At 39.5% G+C, this 18,756-nt stretch carries 16 protein-coding genes; 12 read left to right on the top strand and 4 right to left on the bottom strand.

Translation table 11 applies throughout. From position 1 onward, the window contains the following. Both B4B65_RS21035 and B4B65_RS21030 read left to right on the top strand, forming a co-directional pair. A partial coding sequence (locus tag B4B65_RS21035; RefSeq protein ID WP_293918600.1) for a hypothetical protein occupies positions 1 to 183 on the top strand: 183 nt, incomplete at its 5' end. Positions 184 to 723: 540 nt separating this feature from the next. Beyond that, entirely contained in the window at positions 724 to 1,677 is a 954-nt protein-coding gene (locus tag B4B65_RS21030; protein ID WP_293918599.1) for a TIGR01212 family radical SAM protein, read from the top strand. Between the two features lie 54 nt (positions 1,678 to 1,731). Here the strand turns inward: B4B65_RS21030 and B4B65_RS21025 are convergent, their stop codons facing one another. Continuing rightward, a complete protein-coding gene (locus B4B65_RS21025; protein WP_002999531.1) occupies positions 1,732 to 2,202 on the bottom strand; it encodes a nucleoside triphosphate pyrophosphohydrolase family protein in 471 nt (156 codons plus the stop codon). 104 nt (positions 2,203 to 2,306) lie between these two features. Next, entirely contained in the window at positions 2,307 to 3,686 is a 1,380-nt protein-coding gene (locus B4B65_RS21020) for a pseudouridine synthase (protein WP_293918596.1), read from the bottom strand. Between the two features lie 240 nt (positions 3,687 to 3,926). On the opposite strand from B4B65_RS21020, the gene B4B65_RS21015 reads away from it, so the two are divergent. The 9 genes from B4B65_RS21015 to B4B65_RS20975 all read left to right on the top strand — a co-directional run bounded on the left by B4B65_RS21015 (position 3,927) and on the right by B4B65_RS20975 (position 15,169). Further along, positions 3,927 to 4,757 carry a lytic transglycosylase domain-containing protein gene (locus tag B4B65_RS21015; RefSeq protein ID WP_293918594.1) on the top strand — a complete coding sequence of 277 codons (831 nt, stop codon included), beginning with the start codon at positions 3,927 to 3,929 and terminating at the stop codon, positions 4,755 to 4,757. Between the two features lie 187 nt (positions 4,758 to 4,944). Further along, complete coding sequence (gene ccoN, locus B4B65_RS21010) at positions 4,945 to 7,089, top strand: cytochrome-c oxidase, cbb3-type subunit I (protein ID WP_293918592.1); 2,145 nt, start codon at positions 4,945 to 4,947, stop codon at positions 7,087 to 7,089. 11 nt (positions 7,090 to 7,100) lie between these two features. Continuing rightward, positions 7,101 to 7,286: a hypothetical protein gene (locus B4B65_RS21005; protein WP_002999524.1), complete on the top strand. Its 186-nt coding sequence runs from the start codon at positions 7,101 to 7,103 to the stop codon at positions 7,284 to 7,286. Positions 7,287 to 7,295: 9 nt separating this feature from the next. Further along, the gene (locus B4B65_RS21000; RefSeq protein ID WP_293918586.1) at positions 7,296 to 8,189 is read left to right on the top strand and encodes a cbb3-type cytochrome c oxidase N-terminal domain-containing protein; all 894 of its coding nucleotides are present in this window, start codon (positions 7,296 to 7,298) and stop codon (positions 8,187 to 8,189) included. 10 nt (positions 8,190 to 8,199) lie between these two features. Continuing rightward, a complete protein-coding gene (gene ccoG, locus B4B65_RS20995; protein WP_201678181.1) occupies positions 8,200 to 9,585 on the top strand; it encodes a cytochrome c oxidase accessory protein CcoG in 1,386 nt (461 codons plus the stop codon). A gap of 17 nt (positions 9,586 to 9,602) precedes the next feature. Then, positions 9,603 to 10,025 carry a FixH family protein gene (locus B4B65_RS20990; RefSeq protein ID WP_293918584.1) on the top strand — a complete coding sequence of 141 codons (423 nt, stop codon included), beginning with the start codon at positions 9,603 to 9,605 and terminating at the stop codon, positions 10,023 to 10,025. Positions 10,026 to 10,028: 3 nt separating this feature from the next. Further along, positions 10,029 to 10,721 carry a sulfite exporter TauE/SafE family protein gene (locus B4B65_RS20985; protein WP_293918582.1) on the top strand — a complete coding sequence of 231 codons (693 nt, stop codon included), beginning with the start codon at positions 10,029 to 10,031 and terminating at the stop codon, positions 10,719 to 10,721. A gap of 148 nt (positions 10,722 to 10,869) precedes the next feature. After that, positions 10,870 to 12,363 carry a cardiolipin synthase gene (gene cls / locus B4B65_RS20980; protein ID WP_293918580.1) on the top strand — a complete coding sequence of 498 codons (1,494 nt, stop codon included), beginning with the start codon at positions 10,870 to 10,872 and terminating at the stop codon, positions 12,361 to 12,363. Between the two features lie 82 nt (positions 12,364 to 12,445). After that, positions 12,446 to 15,169, top strand: coding sequence for a carboxypeptidase-like regulatory domain-containing protein (locus B4B65_RS20975; RefSeq protein WP_293918578.1), 2,724 nt, complete (start codon positions 12,446 to 12,448; stop codon positions 15,167 to 15,169). Positions 15,170 to 15,273: 104 nt separating this feature from the next. Here B4B65_RS20975 and B4B65_RS20970 read toward each other — a convergent pair whose 3' ends face one another. Together B4B65_RS20970 and B4B65_RS20965 are read right to left on the bottom strand one after the other, a co-directional pair. Next, a complete protein-coding gene (locus B4B65_RS20970; protein WP_293918576.1) occupies positions 15,274 to 16,284 on the bottom strand; it encodes a YihY/virulence factor BrkB family protein in 1,011 nt (336 codons plus the stop codon). Positions 16,285 to 16,290: 6 nt separating this feature from the next. After that, positions 16,291 to 18,066 carry an AMP-dependent synthetase/ligase gene (locus B4B65_RS20965; protein WP_293918574.1) on the bottom strand — a complete coding sequence of 592 codons (1,776 nt, stop codon included), beginning with the start codon at positions 18,064 to 18,066 and terminating at the stop codon, positions 16,291 to 16,293. Between the two features lie 166 nt (positions 18,067 to 18,232). Between B4B65_RS20965 and B4B65_RS20960 the strand changes: the two genes are divergently transcribed. Beyond that, positions 18,233 to 18,736, top strand: a complete 504-nt coding sequence (locus B4B65_RS20960) for a hypothetical protein (protein ID WP_201678188.1) — start codon at positions 18,233 to 18,235, stop codon at positions 18,734 to 18,736. Positions 18,737 to 18,756 lie beyond the last annotated feature (20 nt).

Raw genomic sequence — 18,756 nt, 5'->3', positions numbered from 1 at the left:
AGCAGCGCTACGCTTATGCTTGCGCCAGAGTTAGTGATAAAAGGGTTTTACCGAACTATCCTTCTCTCCTTTCTAAGGAGAGATCCCGGTTTACCGGGAGAGAGGTTAAGAACTGCTATTCCAACAGCATACTTCTACACCTTATTAACTGCTAAAGAACTATACTGCTGGTTGAGACAATAACAAATGCATAAAAGGCAAAAGCTGTTGCGAGCGTGCCGCTCGTACCAAGATAATGCAGGCACAAGCACCGCTACGCTTATGCTTGCGCCAGAGTTAGCGATAACGGTTTGCCCGAACTATCCTTCTCTATTCCAACAGCATACTTCTACTACTTATTAACTGCTAAATACCTATACTGTTGGTGGGGACACCAACAGACGCATAAAAGGGATAACGGTTTTACCCGAACTATCTTTCTATATTCCAACAGCATACTTCTACTACTTATTAACTGCTAAAGAACTATACTGCTGGTTGAGACAATAACAGATGCATAAAAGGCAAAAGCTGTTGCGAGCGTTCTGCTCGTACCAATGTAATACAGGCACAAGCAGCGCTACGCTTATGCTTGCGCCAGCGTTAGTGACAACGGTTTGTCCGAACTATTCTCTCTCTTTTCTAAGGAGATAGGTTAAGAACTGATACTCATCAGATATACTTCTATTACCTTTTATAGTTAAATACAGATTGTTATGAATCCTCTTTTGTATCTTTGCACTTATGGGTACATTATTGGATACTGGACAGAAACCTTATAATCATTACGGCTCTTATCTCAAAGAAAAGTATGACGGGAAACGTGTGTTTAAAGTAATTGTGGATGGTAATTTTACCTGTCCTAACCGGGATGGAAGCAAGGGTTACGGTGGCTGTTCGTATTGTAATGTCGATTCTTTCACTCCGGAATCAGCACGTAAACTGCCAACCATTAAAGAGCAGGTCGAAGCGGGTATAGAAAGAGCGCGGAACGGATATAATGCAGAGAAGTTTATTATCTATTTTCAGCCTAATACAAATACTTATGCACCTACACATCTATTGAAGATGATGTATGATGAGGCTATCAATGTATGTCCGGAACATACGGTCGGTCTTTCAGTAGGTACACGTCCGGATTGTATTGATTTTGAAAAGGTAGCTTTATTGGAAAGTTATACAGACCGCCTAGATGTAGATCTGGAAATGGGAATGGAATCTATCTATGATGAAACACTTACCCGTATCAACAGAGGATGCTCACACGGTGAATTACAAAAAGCATTGGCTCTCGTACAAAACAGTCCTTTGGAAATTTGTGTACATACTATTTTTGGTTTCCCATGGGAGACAAGAGAGATGATGTTGCGCTACGCTGATGAGATCAATAAGCATCCCCAGATTAAATTTGTAAAACTACATCACCTGCATATTGTAGAAGGTTCTATTATGGGCGTGCAATATAAACGTGAACCTTTTCATGTTTTTTCTATAGAGGAGTACACCGATTTCTTGTGTGAATTTATTCCTTTATTACGTCCTGATATTATTGTTCAGCGATTATTCGGTCTGGCGGATAAAGAACTGCTAATTGCGCCTAACTGGGGTCTTGGCAAATCAGCCATTCAGACATATATTGATAAAGGTTTAGAGCAGCGAAATGCGATTCAGGGGAGCAGATATAAAATATTGGTATAAAATACAAAAGGGAGCAAANNTTTGCTCCCTTTTGTATTTTATATGGTATTGACCTTATTGCTCAATAATTGATTTTAAATCTGCAGGAGAATAGTAAATCGATTTCAGTGTTTTGTTATCACCTTCTCTGAATACCAGAAACAGGCCATCAACTTCCTTATAGTAGCTATCTACACCTTTCTCTTCTTTATAATACTTCATGGTCTCTTCCGCTTCTTTTACGGATTTACACGCTTTGCTCATATTAGAACGTTGCACTTCTTCAAACAGAGCATTGAATTTATCTTTTAAACCAAACTCCAGAACAGCTCCGGATAATACGTATTGGATATCACAAAGTGCATCCGCTATTTCAACCAGGTCTTTGTTTTGGATGGCTTCTTCCAGTTCTTTTAACTCCTCTGCGATGAGCGAAACCCGTAGTTCGCATCTTTTCTCAGCCGGAATAGTTGGCTGATCTAATATAGGATGTTGAAATGTTTTATGAAATTCTGCTACAGAAGTCAATGTTTTTGGATCTGTCATGGTATTTTATATTTTTGATAAAATTAAAAAATTAAGAAGAGATAACTGCACTAAAATATAAAAAGCAGCGATTAAGCTGCTTTAAATCTTATGATAGTGTTGATTTAGATCAGATGTTTTAATTGAATCAACTCTTTTTCTTCCAGGTATCTCCAGCGGCCTCTTGGCAGGTCTTTTTTTGTAAGATTGGCGTAGACTACACGATCCAGTTTCACGACATCATATCCTAAAGATTCAAAAATACGTCTTACAATACGATTTTTACCACTGTGAATCTGAATTCCTACTTCACGTTTACTACCGCCCTGTACATAACTCAGATCATCCGGTTTTACAAAACCATCTTCAAGTTCAAGACCAAAAACAATTTTGTTAAAATCGCCTTGATTTAAACTCTTATCCAACTCTACATTATAGATCTTGCTGATACTATTACGTGGATGGGACAATTTTTCTGCAAGATTGCCGTCATTGGTTAACAGAAGCAAGCCTGTTGTATTTCTATCTAAGCGTCCTACAGGATAAATACGTTCTTTAGTAGCATTTGCTACCAATTGCATTACTGTACGGCGTTCCTGAGGATCATCAGTAGTAGTGATATAATCTTTTGGCTTGTTCAAAAGTACGTATACCATCTTCTCTCTTTTCAGACGCTCACCATTGTACTTTATTTCATCTTTAGCCGGATCTACTTTACTGCCTAATTCCGTAACCACTTCCCCGTTTACAGAGATAACACCTGCAGTGATCAGCTCATCTGCTTTTCTACGGGAGCATATACCGGAATTAGAGATGTAACGGTTCAGACGAATCATTCCATTATCATCATAGTCAGAAGTAGCTTGTTTTACTGTTCTGCTGCTCGGTCTGCGTTTTGCAAATGTTCTTTGTTCACCATCTTCACTCTTCTCGAAAGATTTCTTGTATGGCTTGTCGAATTTGCGATTATCTCCGAAATCTCTGTTTTTATCTCTAGGTCCGCTTTTGCTGAACTTTTGGTCGCCAAATCTTTTATCAGATCCGGGTTTTCTATCTCCGTATGCTTTTTTCTCGCCGAAAGCGCTTTTTTCTCCAAAAGGTTTTCTATCTCCGTACGCTTTTTTATCACCAAATGGTTTTCTGTCACCAAAGGATTTTTTCTCGCCGAAAGCGCTTTTATCTCCAAATGGTTTCTTATCTCCGTATGCTTTTTTATCACCAAATGCCTTCTTCTCTCCAAAAGATCTTTTATCTCCGAATGATTTTTTTCCGTCAAATGACTTTTTATAGCCTCCGGTTTTATTACCTTCAGTTTTTTCGAAACGATCAGGACGATCATTAGCGTCTGATGATTTTGAGAATGATTTTCTAGGAGATTTGTTGTCGTTGTAACCAGAAGACTTTTCTGATCGGCTGTTGTTGCCTTTTGATTTGAAGTTTTCTGAGTTACTTCTCGATCGTTTGGAGTTGTCGTCACGACTGTTCCGATTTCTGCTGAATGGCATATTTTACTTTAAAAAAATGTGAACTACAAAGATAGCTATAATATTTATTCTACCACCAGAATAATGTAAATAATTTATTAAAATCGTATACAATAAAGCTGTATTTCAACGTTATAGATCTGGTCGGATTTGTAACTATTTGTTTTTTAGCATAATAGTGTGTATCTTTGCCACCTTGAATTTGTACCAAGCTATTTTTTGATCGATATTATCGTGGATAGGATAGCAGTAAGGGAGTGAATGATTAAAAAGAAAGTATTATGTTGTGGCTTGATTTTGGCAGGGATGTTACTGTCGAAATTGTATTCAAGCACGAAGGAAAATGCGGTCGCAGCCAATGTCAGATATGACGATGCCAAGACCCTGAACATCAAAAACAGAATAGTAAACAAAGCGGCTTTATCTGACCATAATGGAGATAAGGACAATGAAGGAGAACACGATTATCTGATATCGATCACCTTCGCAGAAGAAAGCCTTCCGCTGGATCTACCCCAGGTCGAAAGGAAGCTCACACAGTACTTAAGTCGTTTTTCTTTTAGAAAGCAACAGACGTACAGTTTACACAAGCAGGCAGAGAAACACCTACCACAGATTGCTGCAATCTTAAAATCACATGGTATTCCGGAAGATTTTAAATACATACCCCTAGTAGAAAGCGGGATGGATAGTCGTGTGGTGTCCAGTAAGGGTGCAGGTGGCTATTGGCAGTTTATGCCGGCAACAGCACGCCTTTATGGATTGAAGGTGAGCGGTAAAGTAGATGAAAGACTTAATCTGACTAAATCTACTCATGCAGCTGCCCGTTACCTCAAATATCTCTATCGCGAATTTGGAGATTGGACATTGGTCGCTGCTGCCTATAATGTAGGTGGTGGAAGCCTCAGAGGAGCCATCCGTCGTCAAAAACAAGACGATTATTATAAGCTGAAACTAAATAATGAAACAGCATCATATGTTTATAAATTAGTCTCTGTCAAAGAGATTATTGAAAATCCTTCCAAACACGGGTATACCAGGTATGCAAAAGCACCTGAAGCTGATGAGGACAAGGAAAAGAATATGCTGTAATCCATCATATCAAAAACATAGGAACGGACTTAAATATTTAAGTCCGTTTTTTTTGTTTTGCAGCCTGACTCCAAAGACTCTTGTTGTTTCTGAAAAGTAATATAAATCACTTTTTAAGCCGTGATATATCATTAGAATGTCATGAATTAAGAGATAATTTTACCCACAGAAATCAACACAACAAGTAATGCAGTTAGAGCAGTTTAATTACGACAATAAGATTGTCAGAAATTTCGGGTTAGCCACGATCATATGGGGCATCGTTGGAATGTCCGTAGGATTATTGGTGGCATTGCAACTGGTATGGCCGGATATGAATTTCGGGATACAGTATACGACTTTCGGTCGTGTCCGTCCTGTTCATACCAATGCCGTCATTTTTGCATTCGTAGGGAATGCTATTTTTATGGGCGTTTATTATTCGCTGCAGCGGGTACTCAAAGCGAGGATGTTCAGTGATGTATTAAGTAAACTCCATTTCTGGGGATGGCAACTTATCATTATAGCATCCGCTATTACACTTCCGATGGGTTTTACTTCCAGTCATGAATATGCGGAAATGGAATGGCCTATTGATGTGGCTATTACTTTGATCTGGGTGGTGTTCGGTATCAATATGTTCGGTACTATTATCAAACGTAGAGAAAGACATATGTATGTCGCTGTATGGTTTTATATAGCAACATTTGTGACTGTCGCTGTACTTCATATAGTTAACTCGATTCAACTGCCTGTCACGTTCTGGAAAAGTTACTATGTCTATTCCGGAGTACAGGATGCATTAGTCCAGTGGTGGTATGGCCATAATGCTGTTGCTTTCTTTCTTACCACTCCTTTCTTAGGTATGATGTACTACTTTTTGCCTAAGATGGCCAATCGTCCTGTATATTCTTACAAATTGAGTATTCTGCATTTCTGGTCGCTGATATTTATATATATCTGGGCAGGACCACACCATTTATTATATACGTCATTACCTTCATGGGTACAATCATTGGGCGTCGTATTTTCCATCATGTTGATTGCTCCTAGCTGGGGAGGGATGATCAACGGTCTGTTGACATTGCGCGGTGCATGGGATAAGGTTAGAACAGAGCCAACCTTGAAATTTATGGTCGTTGCATTGACGGCTTATGGTATGGCTACATTTGAAGGCCCTATGTTATCCTTAAAACAGGTAAATGCGATTGCCCATTTTACCGATTGGATTGTAGCTCACGTACACGTTGGTGCACTTGGATGGAACGGTTTTATGACATTTGCGATCCTATACTGGTTAGTACCGCGAATCTATAAAACGGAGCTGTATTCTAAAAAGCTGGCCAATGTGCACTTCTGGATCGGTACATTAGGTATTTTATTCTATGCTATTCCAATGTATTGGGCAGCTGTTGTACAAGGGCTAATGTGGAAAGAATTTACTCCGGAAGGTGTATTGAAGTATCCGAATTTCCTGGCGACTACATTAGAAATTCTTCCAATGCATATGATGCGTGCGGTAGGTGGTGCATTGTATCTGTCAGGAGCATTGCTGATGACATTCAACCTGGTCAAAACAATGGCTAAAGGAAAGCTGATGGCTAATGAGCCGGCGGAAGCTCCTGCTCTTGAACCTGTGACTAAGAATGAACGTGAGACTCACCGTCGTCTGGAACGCAAACCTATGTTATTCATGGTGCTCGCTCTTCTTGCGATACTGATAGGAGGAATTGTGGAGATGGTACCTACTTTCACCATTCAATCTAATATTCCTACAATAGCAAGTGTCAAACCATATACTGCACTGGAATTACAGGGAAGGGATCTTTATATTAAAGAAGGTTGTGTGAACTGTCATACGCAAACAGTACGTCCATTCCGTTCGGAGACTTCCAGATACGGAGAGTATAGTAAATCCGGAGAATATGTTTACGACAGACCATTCTTATGGGGATCCAAACGTACCGGCCCTGATTTACATCGCGTAGGAGGAAAGTATCCTAACAAATGGCATTTTGATCACTTACTTGATCCGACCATTACTTCACCAGGAAGTATCATGCCTACATATCCATGGCTGATCGAGCAGAAACTGGATAATAGTATTATAAAAGAGAAAATGAATGCAATGCGCGTGTTAGGTGTGCCATATTCAGATAAGGATATTGAAAATGCACATGCTGATATCGCTAAACAGGCAGAAGCAATAGCCAAAGATCTGGCTGCAAATCAGGTTAAGGTTGGAAGTGACAGGGAGATTATAGCCATCATAGCTTATTTGCAACGATTAGGAACGGATATTAAGGCAGCACCTGTAGCACCTGCAACAAGTAATGTGGATAATCAAAATTAAACTGTAAAACGATGTTCAAGCAAATCACAAATTTAAATGGCGATGAAATTTATCTGATCACATCGCTGTGGATATTCCTGGTATTCTTCGTTGCTGTAGCCTTGATGTTATTCTGGATGAAGAAAGATCATATTCAGTACATGAAAGAATTGCCTCTCGATGGTCAGGACGAACAAAATGGTCAAACAACAGAATAAAAATAGATTATGAAATTATTTTTAGTAGCAGATTCTACTGCCGTAAGTTCAGGTTGGAACATGAGTACGGGCAATATATATAATGATATCCTTATCATTCTGTTGGTGGTGGTATTAATCGTCCTGCTCTTTACTGCACTTTCCGTTAGTAAAGCAATAAAATCCATTTTAAAGATTACTATGCCTGAAGTGCTTTTACAGGAACAGGCTGCAAAAGTTGCTGCAAAACAGGAACGTAAAATCAAATGGTCAAAGAACTGGAAAAAGATATTGGGTCTGAGACCGATCTCAGAAGAAAAGGATATCGTGATTGATCACAGCTATGATGGTATCAAGGAACTGGATAATCCAATCCCGATCTGGTTTAATGCCTTATTCTACTCCACTATTACATTTGGTGTTATCTACCTGTTGGTGTATCATGTATTTGGATGGGGATTGAATCAGGATCAGGAATATGTGAGGGAGGTCGCGCAGGCTGAAAAGGCTAAGCAGGAATATCTCGCTCAGGTAGCTGATCTTATCGATGAAACATCTATTACGGTGGATGAGACTGGTGCTATGGCTACAGCTGGTAAGGCCATCTTTGCAGCGAACTGTTCTGCATGTCATGGTCAGGCAGGAGAAGGGGGCATAGGCCCTAATCTTACAGACCGCTTCTGGTTGCATGGAGGAGAAATAAAGGATGTCTTCAAAACAGTAAAGTATGGTGTGCCGGATAAGGGGATGGTGCCATGGGAGCAGACATTGTCTCCGGCACAAATCGCAGAAGTAAGTAATTACATCGTTTCGATACGTGATACAAAACCCGGTAATCCTAAAGAGCCTCAGGGAGCAGAAGTAGAGTACGCATCTGCTGAGAAAGATGCTGACGCCGAAACAGATACTACAGCCGTACAATAGGTATAAAATTATGCAGGTAACAACGAATATTCAGGATATTAATCCTCCAAAATCTAAAAAGAGAAATTGGATCTATGCCAAGAAACCTTCCGGCAAGCTCTATAACTATCGCCAGTGGTTTGGATATTCGTTGTTGCTGTTTTTATTTGCAGCTCCGTTTATTAAGATCAAAGGAGAACCTTTCCTGATGTTTAATATTATTGAGCGTAAATTCTCGATTTTCGGAAATTTATTTTACCCTCAGGATCTTCATATTTTCGTGTTCGGCATGCTGATCGCGATGGTATGTATTGTGTTGTTTACTGTGGTTTATGGACGGGTCTGGTGCGGTTGGGCATGTCCGCAAACTATTTTCATGGAATTGATATTCCGCAAGATAGAATACTGGATAGAGGGTGACTGGACACAGCAGAAAAAGTTAAATGCGGCTGAAAATTCTTTTGAGAAGAATAAGAAAAAGATACTCAAGCATACGATCTTTTTGATTATATCTTTTTTTATTTCAAATATCTTTCTGTCTTATATTATCGGTACTGATGCGCTGATTAAGATTATTACGGATCCGTTGGATGCACACATTGCCGGTCTGATTTCCATTTCTGTATTTACCCTGGTCTTCTATGCTGTATTTTCATACATCCGCGAAATCGTCTGTATTGCGATCTGTCCGTACGGAAGACTGCAAAGTGTATTACTGGATGATCAGAGTACAGTAGTAGCATATGATCATTTCAGAGGGGAGCCTCGTGGTAAGCATCGAAAAGATGATCTTAAAGAAAAGGGAGACTGCGTCGATTGTAATTTATGTGTGCAGGTATGTCCCACAGGTATAGATATCCGTAAAGGATTACAGATGGAATGTGTCAGCTGTACCGCATGTATAGATGCCTGTGACGGTGTCATGAAAAAAATAGGAAAACCAAGTCGTCTTATCGGGTTTTACGCTATGGGTGAAATTGAACGTAAGGATGATTTCAAAAAGAATAACGTAAGAGCAATTGCGTATTCCATTGTATTAGCCGTATTGATGGGAGTATTTGGTTACATGATATTCAGCCGAACACAGGTTGGTGCTACCCTTCTGAGAGCGAAAGGAAGTACTTATCAGCTAAGGGAAGATCATACCATTTCCAATCTTTATTCGCTGGAACTGATCAACAAGAGTGGTAAAGAAATGCCTTTTACACTGGAAAGTGAAGACCACAAATTAACATTACAATTGGTTAATAAAATCAATAAACTGAATAAAGATGGCAGTGCCAAACTGAGCTTTTTTCTGATTATCAATAATAAGGATGTGGAGCATTACAAATCAAATGTCAGAATACATATTATGTCCGAAGGGAAAAAGATAGAAACCCTGAAGACAACATTTATTGCTCCTCCGGGAATGTAGTACAAAAACAACGAAGTATGAATTGGGGTAAAAAAATAGTAGTCAGTCTCGCCGTATTTATGTCCGCTATTGTAGGTGCAGGAATATATATGGTGAGTCATAATGCGGATACATTAGAGGAAGAAGACTATTATGAAAAGGGATTAAACTACGATGACACCTATAATAGAAAATCAAATGTGATCAGAGATCATGCGGAACCTCTTATAAAAGCAGTGAATGATACACTTTATATTGATTTTCAGCATACGCAGAACAAAGGTAAATTAGTATTTAAGCGTCCTTCTGACAGTCATCTGGATATTTCCTTACCATTTGCGACAATGTCCACCGGATATCGGTTACCTATACAGTCTTTTCAGAAAGGAAACTGGAGTCTGGAAATACAATGGGAGGGTAACTCGGTTCCTTATATTTTCGAAAAACACATATTCCTGTAGCATATGACTTATCATTATCTGGCATTTTTTATGGGTTTATTAGGTAGTCTGCACTGTGCAGTGATGTGTGGTCCTTTGCTGATGGCATTTCAGGGAGGCCAACAGATATCCTGGACTTTAGTACTTAATAAAGTCCTGTATCAATCCGGCCGGATATTGACTTACGGACTTCTGGGTGTTGTCCTGGGGCTGTTTGGTAATCTGGCTTCTATACAGGGCTGGCAACAGGGTATGAGTTTACTGACAGGAGCTATCTTAATAGGGATCGGTCTTTTCCATCTTTATGGTAAACAAAACAGCAGATTTGCGAGATGGCAGACAACCTTTATTACACCCTTCGCCAAACTCATGGGCGGATGGTTATATCGTCCGGGAGGAAGTTTTGTAGCTGGTGTATTAAACGGATTACTACCTTGCGGTATGGTTTATATGGCATTGGCTGCTGCTCTGAATGCAGCTACTGTTTCAGGCAGTTTTATGTTTATGGTTCTTTTCGGTGCCGGAACCTTACCTTTACTTCTTGCCGTTTCATTTGCCGGTCACTTTCCGAAGAGAATATTTAGGTTCAATTTTAACAAATGGCTGCCTGCTCTTTATCTTCTGATGGGCATCTGGTTTATGCTCAGGGGTGCTAATCTGGATATCCCATATCTTAGTCCGTTGATTCATATGAATGGTGCTGCACATTGTGCTTAGCTATATTCTCTTCTTTTATTTTTCTTAATCCTGATAAAATAGCCTAAATTTATTCCACACCCCTTTTGGGATGGTTTAATATAAATGATTTTTCTTCTGATTGTTTTAATACAGTAGCTGTTAGTATAATCAGACCAATGAAAATATTATGGAAGTGCTTGCTATCGAATCACATCATGTCAATATGGTATGGGAGTTTTTAGTACAATGGTACTGGATACCGCTCTCCATCTTATACATTGGGGTTATTTCTACCATTCTAATCGAAAACCGAAATCCCAGCAAGACTGTTTCATGGGTAATGGTAATCGTTTTCCTGCCCGTTATCGGGCTTATTCTGTATTATCTGTTTGGACAGAAATTTCAGAAGATCCGTAAATTTCAACGAATGAGCCAGCAACAGGCAGAGCTTTTGGAGCGGGAATGGAACAAGCTGGAGCCTGAAATGGAACGTGATCTGGAAACGATAGAAGAATGGATAGGCTCTGCTCACCGTGTGTTTACTTTTCTAAAGAATGAGCGGCTATCTTCCCCCTCACTGCGTAACCGGGTCACTCTGCTGACGAACGGTGAAGAAAAATTTCCTGCGTTTCTGAAAGCAATCCGCGAAGCAAGGCATGCTATTCATGTGGAATATTACATTTTTGAACTGGATAATATTGGATTGGAAGTCTTAAATGCATTGGAAGAGAAAGCTTCAGAAGGAGTCAAAGTCCGCTTGATTGTAGATAGTTTCGGATCTCCTGACCTGGTCAAATATATGATCGCCAGTAAAAAGAGTAAGATAGAATTTCAACCCTTTCTACCTGTAACTTTTACTTCTCTGGCCAATTCAAACTATCGTAATCACCGTAAGATAGCGGTAATAGACGGGCATATTGGTTTTGTTGGTGGAATTAATATTTCGGATCGGTATATCAACTGCCCAGGACCATCTGATGCCGTTTTCTGGAGAGATACCTCTGTCATGATCGAAGGTGAAGCTGTAAATATGTTGCAGGTGAATTTTTGGATGTCCTGGAATCAGACGGACGGCGCGCCTTTTATGATTACCCGTGAATACCTATGCAGCAAACCTTTTCAGTTTCCGGAACAGGCTGCAGTAGCTTTCACATCCAGTGATCCGGGATCAATAGGCCCATTTAATATGGAAGCCATCTTACTTGCTATCAGTGAAGCCAAGAGCAGAGTGCAGCTTTGTACTCCCTATTATATTCCCAGTGATGAGCTGTCTACTGCTTTGCAGGTGGCAGCTGCTTCAGGTGTAGAAGTTGAATTAATGATGCCGGCCACATCAGATTCGTATTTTGTACAGCATGCCAGTTTTTCATTTCTCAAGTCTCTCTTAAACAGAGGAGTCAAAGTGTATCTGTACAATAAAGGATTTATTCATGCCAAGACCCTTTGTATCGATGGGAAAGTAGCCTTTATCGGAACTACTAATCTGGACATACGCAGTTTCTATATCAATTTTGAGATTTCTGCTATTATCAGCGACCTGCAGTTATGTGTTAATCTTGAAAATCAATTTGAAAGAGATAAAGCTGATTCGGATCTATTAACATTGAAGATCTGGAAAAACCGTTCCAAATGGAAAAAAGGAGTGGATTCTCTTTGCCGGCTACTGGCTCCATTGCTTTAAGGAATGTTAAATTTCGGGGCTTTCTATGCTTGTTTCGCTAAAAATGGATATATTTAGCATTCTGAAAAATACGACGCTATACATGAAGTCATTAAAGTTTCTTATTGCATTACTAATTGCCACATTTACCTTTCAGGCTAAATCTCTGGCACAAGATAAACCAACTATTCCGATTAATACTGTTGTAGAAAAAGCACAAAAGCTTTTTCAGGTCTATCCGATCGAAAAAGTTCACGTACACTTTGATAAACCTTATTATGCTGTAGGAGATACGCTCTGGTTTAAAACTTATCTAAACAGGAATCTGTTTGAATACGACCCTTCGAAGATCACTTATGTAGAGGTGTTGAATAGCCGGGATTCCCTTATTCAGACTTTTAAGATTCCGTTGAAAGAAGGTGTAGGTAACGGATATTTTGTATTGGACCCTCAATTTATGGTCAAAGACAATTACCGCTTCAGAGCTTATACCAAATGGATGGCCAATTTTGATCCTGTATATTTCTTTAATAAAATTATACCTATAGGAGATGCCATTAATAATAAGGTGATTACTAATATTGAATTTAAACCCAATGATAACGGTACTAAAACTCAGGCAATTGTTCAGTTTAAAGATAAGACAGGTAAGATCTTAAGTCGTTCCAAGGTTAATTGGGAAGCGATATCCGGATGGGAAACCATCAGCAAAGGAAAGGGTGAAACCGATGACATGGGACGCATCACAATGAATATATCTGCTAAGGATCGCGAAATGCTCCAAAGCGGAGAGCTGACGGTTAAAGTGGATGGCGAAAAGGGACAACCACCATTAGTGGGTAATTTTTTGCTTAAAAATGCTGTTTGGGATGTAGATGTTCAATTTTTTCCGGAAGGCGGAGATTTGATTGCAGGACTAGCAAAGAATGTAGGATTTAAAGCTGTTGGTTCGGATGGAAAAGGACAGAAAGTAACAGGCCGGATTGTAGATTCAAAGAATGCTACTATAGCAGAATTTAAAGATCTGGGGCTAGGAATGGGTATGTTCTCTATGCTTCCTATTGCAGGTGAGAAGTATAAAGCCAGCGTCAAGTTTGAAAACGGACAGGAGCGTACCTATACACTTCCGGATGTAAAAGCCGAATCCATCAATCTGGTATTCCATAAGGAAGCTGATACTACTATTCAAATGGGAATCGTGACCAGCGACACATACTTTCAAAAGGTTCAGAATCAACCCTACTATATTCTGGCCGTTTCCAATGGACAGTTGTGTTATGCTGCACAGGCTACATTGAAAAATCCGTCATTTTTGCTTACTATACCGAAAAACCGTTTTCCAAACGGGATTGCACAGATTACACTCATGAAGCCGGATGGTACACCTATCAGCGAACGATTGATTTATATTCAATCCGATAAATTGCTGGATATAAAAGCAACAGCTGATAAGCAAGCCTACAAGCCAAAAGATCTGGTTAAACTGAAACTAGCAATAGATAATAATGGCCAAAAATTTCCGGGTAGTTATTCTGTTGCTGTCGTAGATGAAACGAAAGTATCCTATGATGATCAGCAAGACCTTTCTATTGTAAGTAATTTTCTGCTTACCTCGGATCTCAAAGGTTATGTAGAGAAACCAAACTATTATTTTGATGAGAAGGTTGAAAACAGATTACAGGCTCTGGATGCATTGCTAATGACACAGGGGTTCAGGAGATTCTCTTATACGGACATTATGGCTGATAAATTGCCAGCTATTAACTTCCTTCCTGAACAAGGAATCACTATTTCCGGAGTACTGCGTATGAATACAGGCAGGACTGTTCAGAATGCAGGATTACTGTTGAAAATCCCTGCGGCAGGAGTGAGCAAAGATGCGTATACAGACGTAAACGGTAAATTCAAATTTGAGAATGTTGTATTCCCGGATTCTTCAAAAGTAACGGTCAATGCCAGAAGTAATGATAATTACAGAAGTCTGGTCATCAATATGGATCAATCTTATTTTCCGGGTATTGATAAGAACAACCCCTACGAAAGTAACAGAGTCGATAATATAGATCGTACAATTGCACCTTATCTGGATAATAGCCGTAAGGAATATCGTACTTCCATCCTTTTGGATGAAGTCGCTGTGACCGGAGTGGTGAAAAAAGTAGTGTCAAGTAAAGATTTTCCATCTTTGTCCGGATTATCAATGCCTGAACACAGAATAGAGCCATCCAGACTATCCGGATGTAATATTCTTACTCAATGTCTGACAACAGTTTTGACAGGTATCACCTTTGATACCCAAACATTAAAATATTATGTAAGCAGGGACTACAATGCAGGAGGACGTATTCCGGTACAATTCTTCTTAAATGGTATGCCTATAGATGAAGCCAGTCTTAATTCTATCAATGTGCCGGATATCGAAGGGATCGAGATCTTCCTTCGGGATGAGTTAGGTACAGTGAGCAGAATGTATCAGAATAATGGTGTCGTTTCTATTTATACGAAAAAGGAGAAGAAACAACCACGTATGTCCCTTGCACAGATTGAGAGCATGTTGCCAAAAACAAATGTTATTGATATGTATCCGCTGGGGTATATTAAAGAAAGACAGTTTTATCTGCCTAAGTATGATACGCCACAACGTAAAGCTACGAATGATCTGCGTACGACGATTTACTGGAATCCAAATGTTAATGTAACCGAAACTGGTGAAATCGAACTGGAATATTACAATGCAGATGGTAATGGTAATTATAAAGTCGTTGTAGAAGGAATGGATAAAACAGGTAATATAGGACGGAAAGTATTCATATATCAGGTTAAATAATCCGAACTTAAATCTATAAAAAAGAAGGGCTTCCGATAGAGGAAGCCCTTCTTTTTTATAGATCTTTAAGAGGGTGAATGGATAACTTTCAGAAAGGGCCTGATTTAGTCCTTTTGAATTTCAGATACATTCATTGGTACTTCAGGAGTGCTTTTGGAAATTTTGCGTTGCCCGGTTTCTACGTCAATTTCCAATTCTGTCTGTTTAACGAGAACTGCAAATGAGGTCGGACGAATTCCTTTACCGTAACGTATAGCAATTTCTTTAGTAAACTCTGCTCCGAAGTAAAGAATAGCTGAAGAGTAATATACCCAACCTAACAAGACAATAATAGATCCTGCAGCCCCATATGCACTTGCTGTAGCTGACTGGGTGATGTACAAAGAGATAGCATACCTTCCGAACATAAATAATAAGGCTGTAAATATAGCTCCTCCTAGTATATCCCTGAATCTTACTTTGGCATCCGGCAGAAAGGAAAATATAAAGCCGAATAAAGCCGTAATAACCGTAAATGTAATTCCGGTATTAATCCAGTCAAGCATGGGCAGACTTATATTTTCAAAATACTGGCCAAAGTAATTAGTGAGTGCCACGATAATTCCGTTGATCATTAAGGAGGCAATCAGTAGAAATCCCAGACCTAATACCATAGAAAATGATATCAGCCTGTTGATAATGAGTTTGAGCCATCCTTTCTTCGCTTTGGCCTTCACTTTCCAAATTGTATTAATCGAATCCTGTATATCAACAAATATGGTCGTTGATGTAATGATAAGCGTAACGATTCCGACAATGATACCGATGTTGGATCTGTTTTCAAAGCTGATCTTTTGGATCGTTGACTGAACTTGTACCGCTACATCTTTTCCGAACAGTTCTGAAAATTCCTTAAACACTTCATCACGGGCTCCCGTGGGACCATCCAGCTGTGTACCATAGAAAAAACCAATACACCAGATAATGATGATAATAAGCGGACCTATGGAAAACACTGTGTAATAGGCCAGAGAGGCACTCATCTTCATACATTTGTCATCCAGAAAACCATTGATGACATTCATCATCAGTCCTCCAAAGTCTTTTACTCTGGCTTTAAAAGGAGTTTTTGACATAAACTGTTAACTTTTACTTCCTGCTTCTTCATAAATACCATTAATGGTATCTTCGAATTTCTGAAGGATAATTTTGCGTTTTAAACTTAGTTTTGGTGTGAGTTCGCCGCTGTCAATACTCCATTCCTTATTCAGCAATTTGAATTTTTTGACTTGTTCCCAATGTCCGAATCCCGCATTTAACCGATCTATCTCACTCTGATATTTTTCGATTACTTTAGGATCTTTGATGATTTCATCTTTAGAGGTGTAGGCTATGCCTTTATGTTTACACCATTTTTCCAGCTCTTCAAATGCCGGAACAATCAGTGCTGACGGGAATTTACGGTTTTCTCCAAGCACCATTACCTGTCCAATTAACGTAGATTCCATGAATTTGTTTTCCAATACTTGCGGAGCAACATATTTACCTCCTGCAGTTTTGAACATTTCTTTTTTACGATCGGTGATCTTCAGGAAGCCATCATTTGATAATTCTCCAATGTCGCCGGTGTGAAAATATCCTTCTTCATCAATAGCTTCTTTGGTTGCCTCTTCATTCTTATAATATCCGGCCGTGATACTGGGGCCTTTGACTAATATTTCTCCGTCTTGTCCGATTTTCACATTCAGGTTACTTAATACTTTTCCGACTGTACCGAAACGAACTCCATTGGGTTGCCATGTGTTTACTGCAATAACAGGAGAAGTCTCTGTCAGTCCGTAACCCTCCAGCACCTGTATGCCAGCAGCCCAGAACACACGTGCCAGTCGCTCCTGCAAAGCAGCTCCTCCAGATACAATTAATTTGATCTCACCGCCCAGTGCTTCTTTCCATTTGGAGAAGATCAGCTTGCGGGCAATACCCAGTTTAAAATTGTAAAAGGCTCCGTTTTTTTCAGGTTCCTGATATTTATGCCCGAGCTCCAATGCCCAGAAGAATAATGCTTTTTTGATTCCTGTAAGCGCTTTACCTTTTTCTACGATCTTGTCATACACTTTTTCCAGCACACGTGGTACAGTGGTAAATGCCATTGGCTTAACTTCATTGATGTCTGCGACTATATTATCCAGGTTTTCTGCATAATATATCTGAACCCCGCGAGAGAAATACAGATAGACAACCATACGTTCAAAGATATGGCAGAGCGGAAGGAAACTCAATGCCTTATTGTACTCCGTCTTCAGCAGGTGATTCGAAGCATTGACATTACTCATTACATTTTTATGCGTCAGCAGTACACCCTTCGGCTTGCCCGTTGTTCCTGAGGTATAGATAAGGGTCAGCAGGTCATCTTCAGATACGGCATCTTTATAAGGTTTGAGATCAATATCCTGTTCTTTTCCGAATGCGATGACATCATCCAATGTCGGCAGGTCATCTATTTTTTCGAATGTAAACAGGTTAATTTCCAGATTATTCTCTTTCAGCGCAGTTTTCACTTTACCAGTCAGCTCCGCATTGCTCACAAAAATAGAACGCACTTCAGCATCTGCAATTATATAGGTTAAATCCTGACTGGAAAGCGTAGGGTATAAGGGTACAATAGCTGCTCCGATCTGGTTGGCTGCAAAATCTACGAAGTTCCATTCCGGGCGATTACCGGACATCAGCGCTATGCGATCTCCCTTTTTCACGCCTCTGGCCAACATAGCTTTGCTTATATTGTCAATAATCTCAATAAACTCGTCCGTTGAATATGTTTTCCATTTGCCGTCTCTTTTTCCGGCAACCATTATGGGCTTGCTAAATTCTTCTTTATAACGTGTGATAAAATCGAATACTCGTGTTAATGTGTTCATAGTTACAATTTAACGGGTTTATAATAGGACAGCATGTTATACTGATACCAATATAATCATTTTCAGGGTTTATTTGTATCAAAAGCTTGTCAAATATATACCAAATATCTTTTTAAACCGTTAAAATCATGTTACATTTGACATTAATATTTATAAATTTTTTTAAATGAAAAAAGCATACTTATCCGCTCTTATTATCGGCATACTAACGTTGTTTGCTATAGATGCCAAAGCTCAATTGACCAGTGATCATGCCATAGGCGGACGATTCGGTTCTGCTCAGGGTATTACCTACAGATACACTATGCATGAAGATCGGGCTATCGAAGGAATTGTCAGTATTCAGAGTAATTCTACTTCGAGAAGATTCAGAGTGGTAGGTTTATACGAGTTTCACAAACCTTTGACAGGAGATTTTACCTGGTATTACGGATTTGGGGGAAGTGTGGGAGGATACACACGTAAGCCGTATACTGATGGAAACGGAAATCGTTTCAGCAGATCTTCGGAAGCCATTATCAGTGTGGATGGTATTGTTGGTATTGAATACAGTATTCCAAACGCTCCGGTTTCTATATCTTTGGATGTAAAACCTTATCTTGATTTTATTCAGAGCAGCAGCCTCAAGTTGATTGATCCGATCGGTTTTTCAATCCGGTATAAATTTTAATCTGACAAAAAAAGACCTTG

The sequence above is a fragment of the Sphingobacterium sp. UBA5789 genome, assembly GCF_002418355.1.
GTDB lineage: Bacteria > Bacteroidota > Bacteroidia > Sphingobacteriales > Sphingobacteriaceae > Sphingobacterium.
This window is presented reverse-complemented; position numbering and strand designations above follow the sequence as displayed.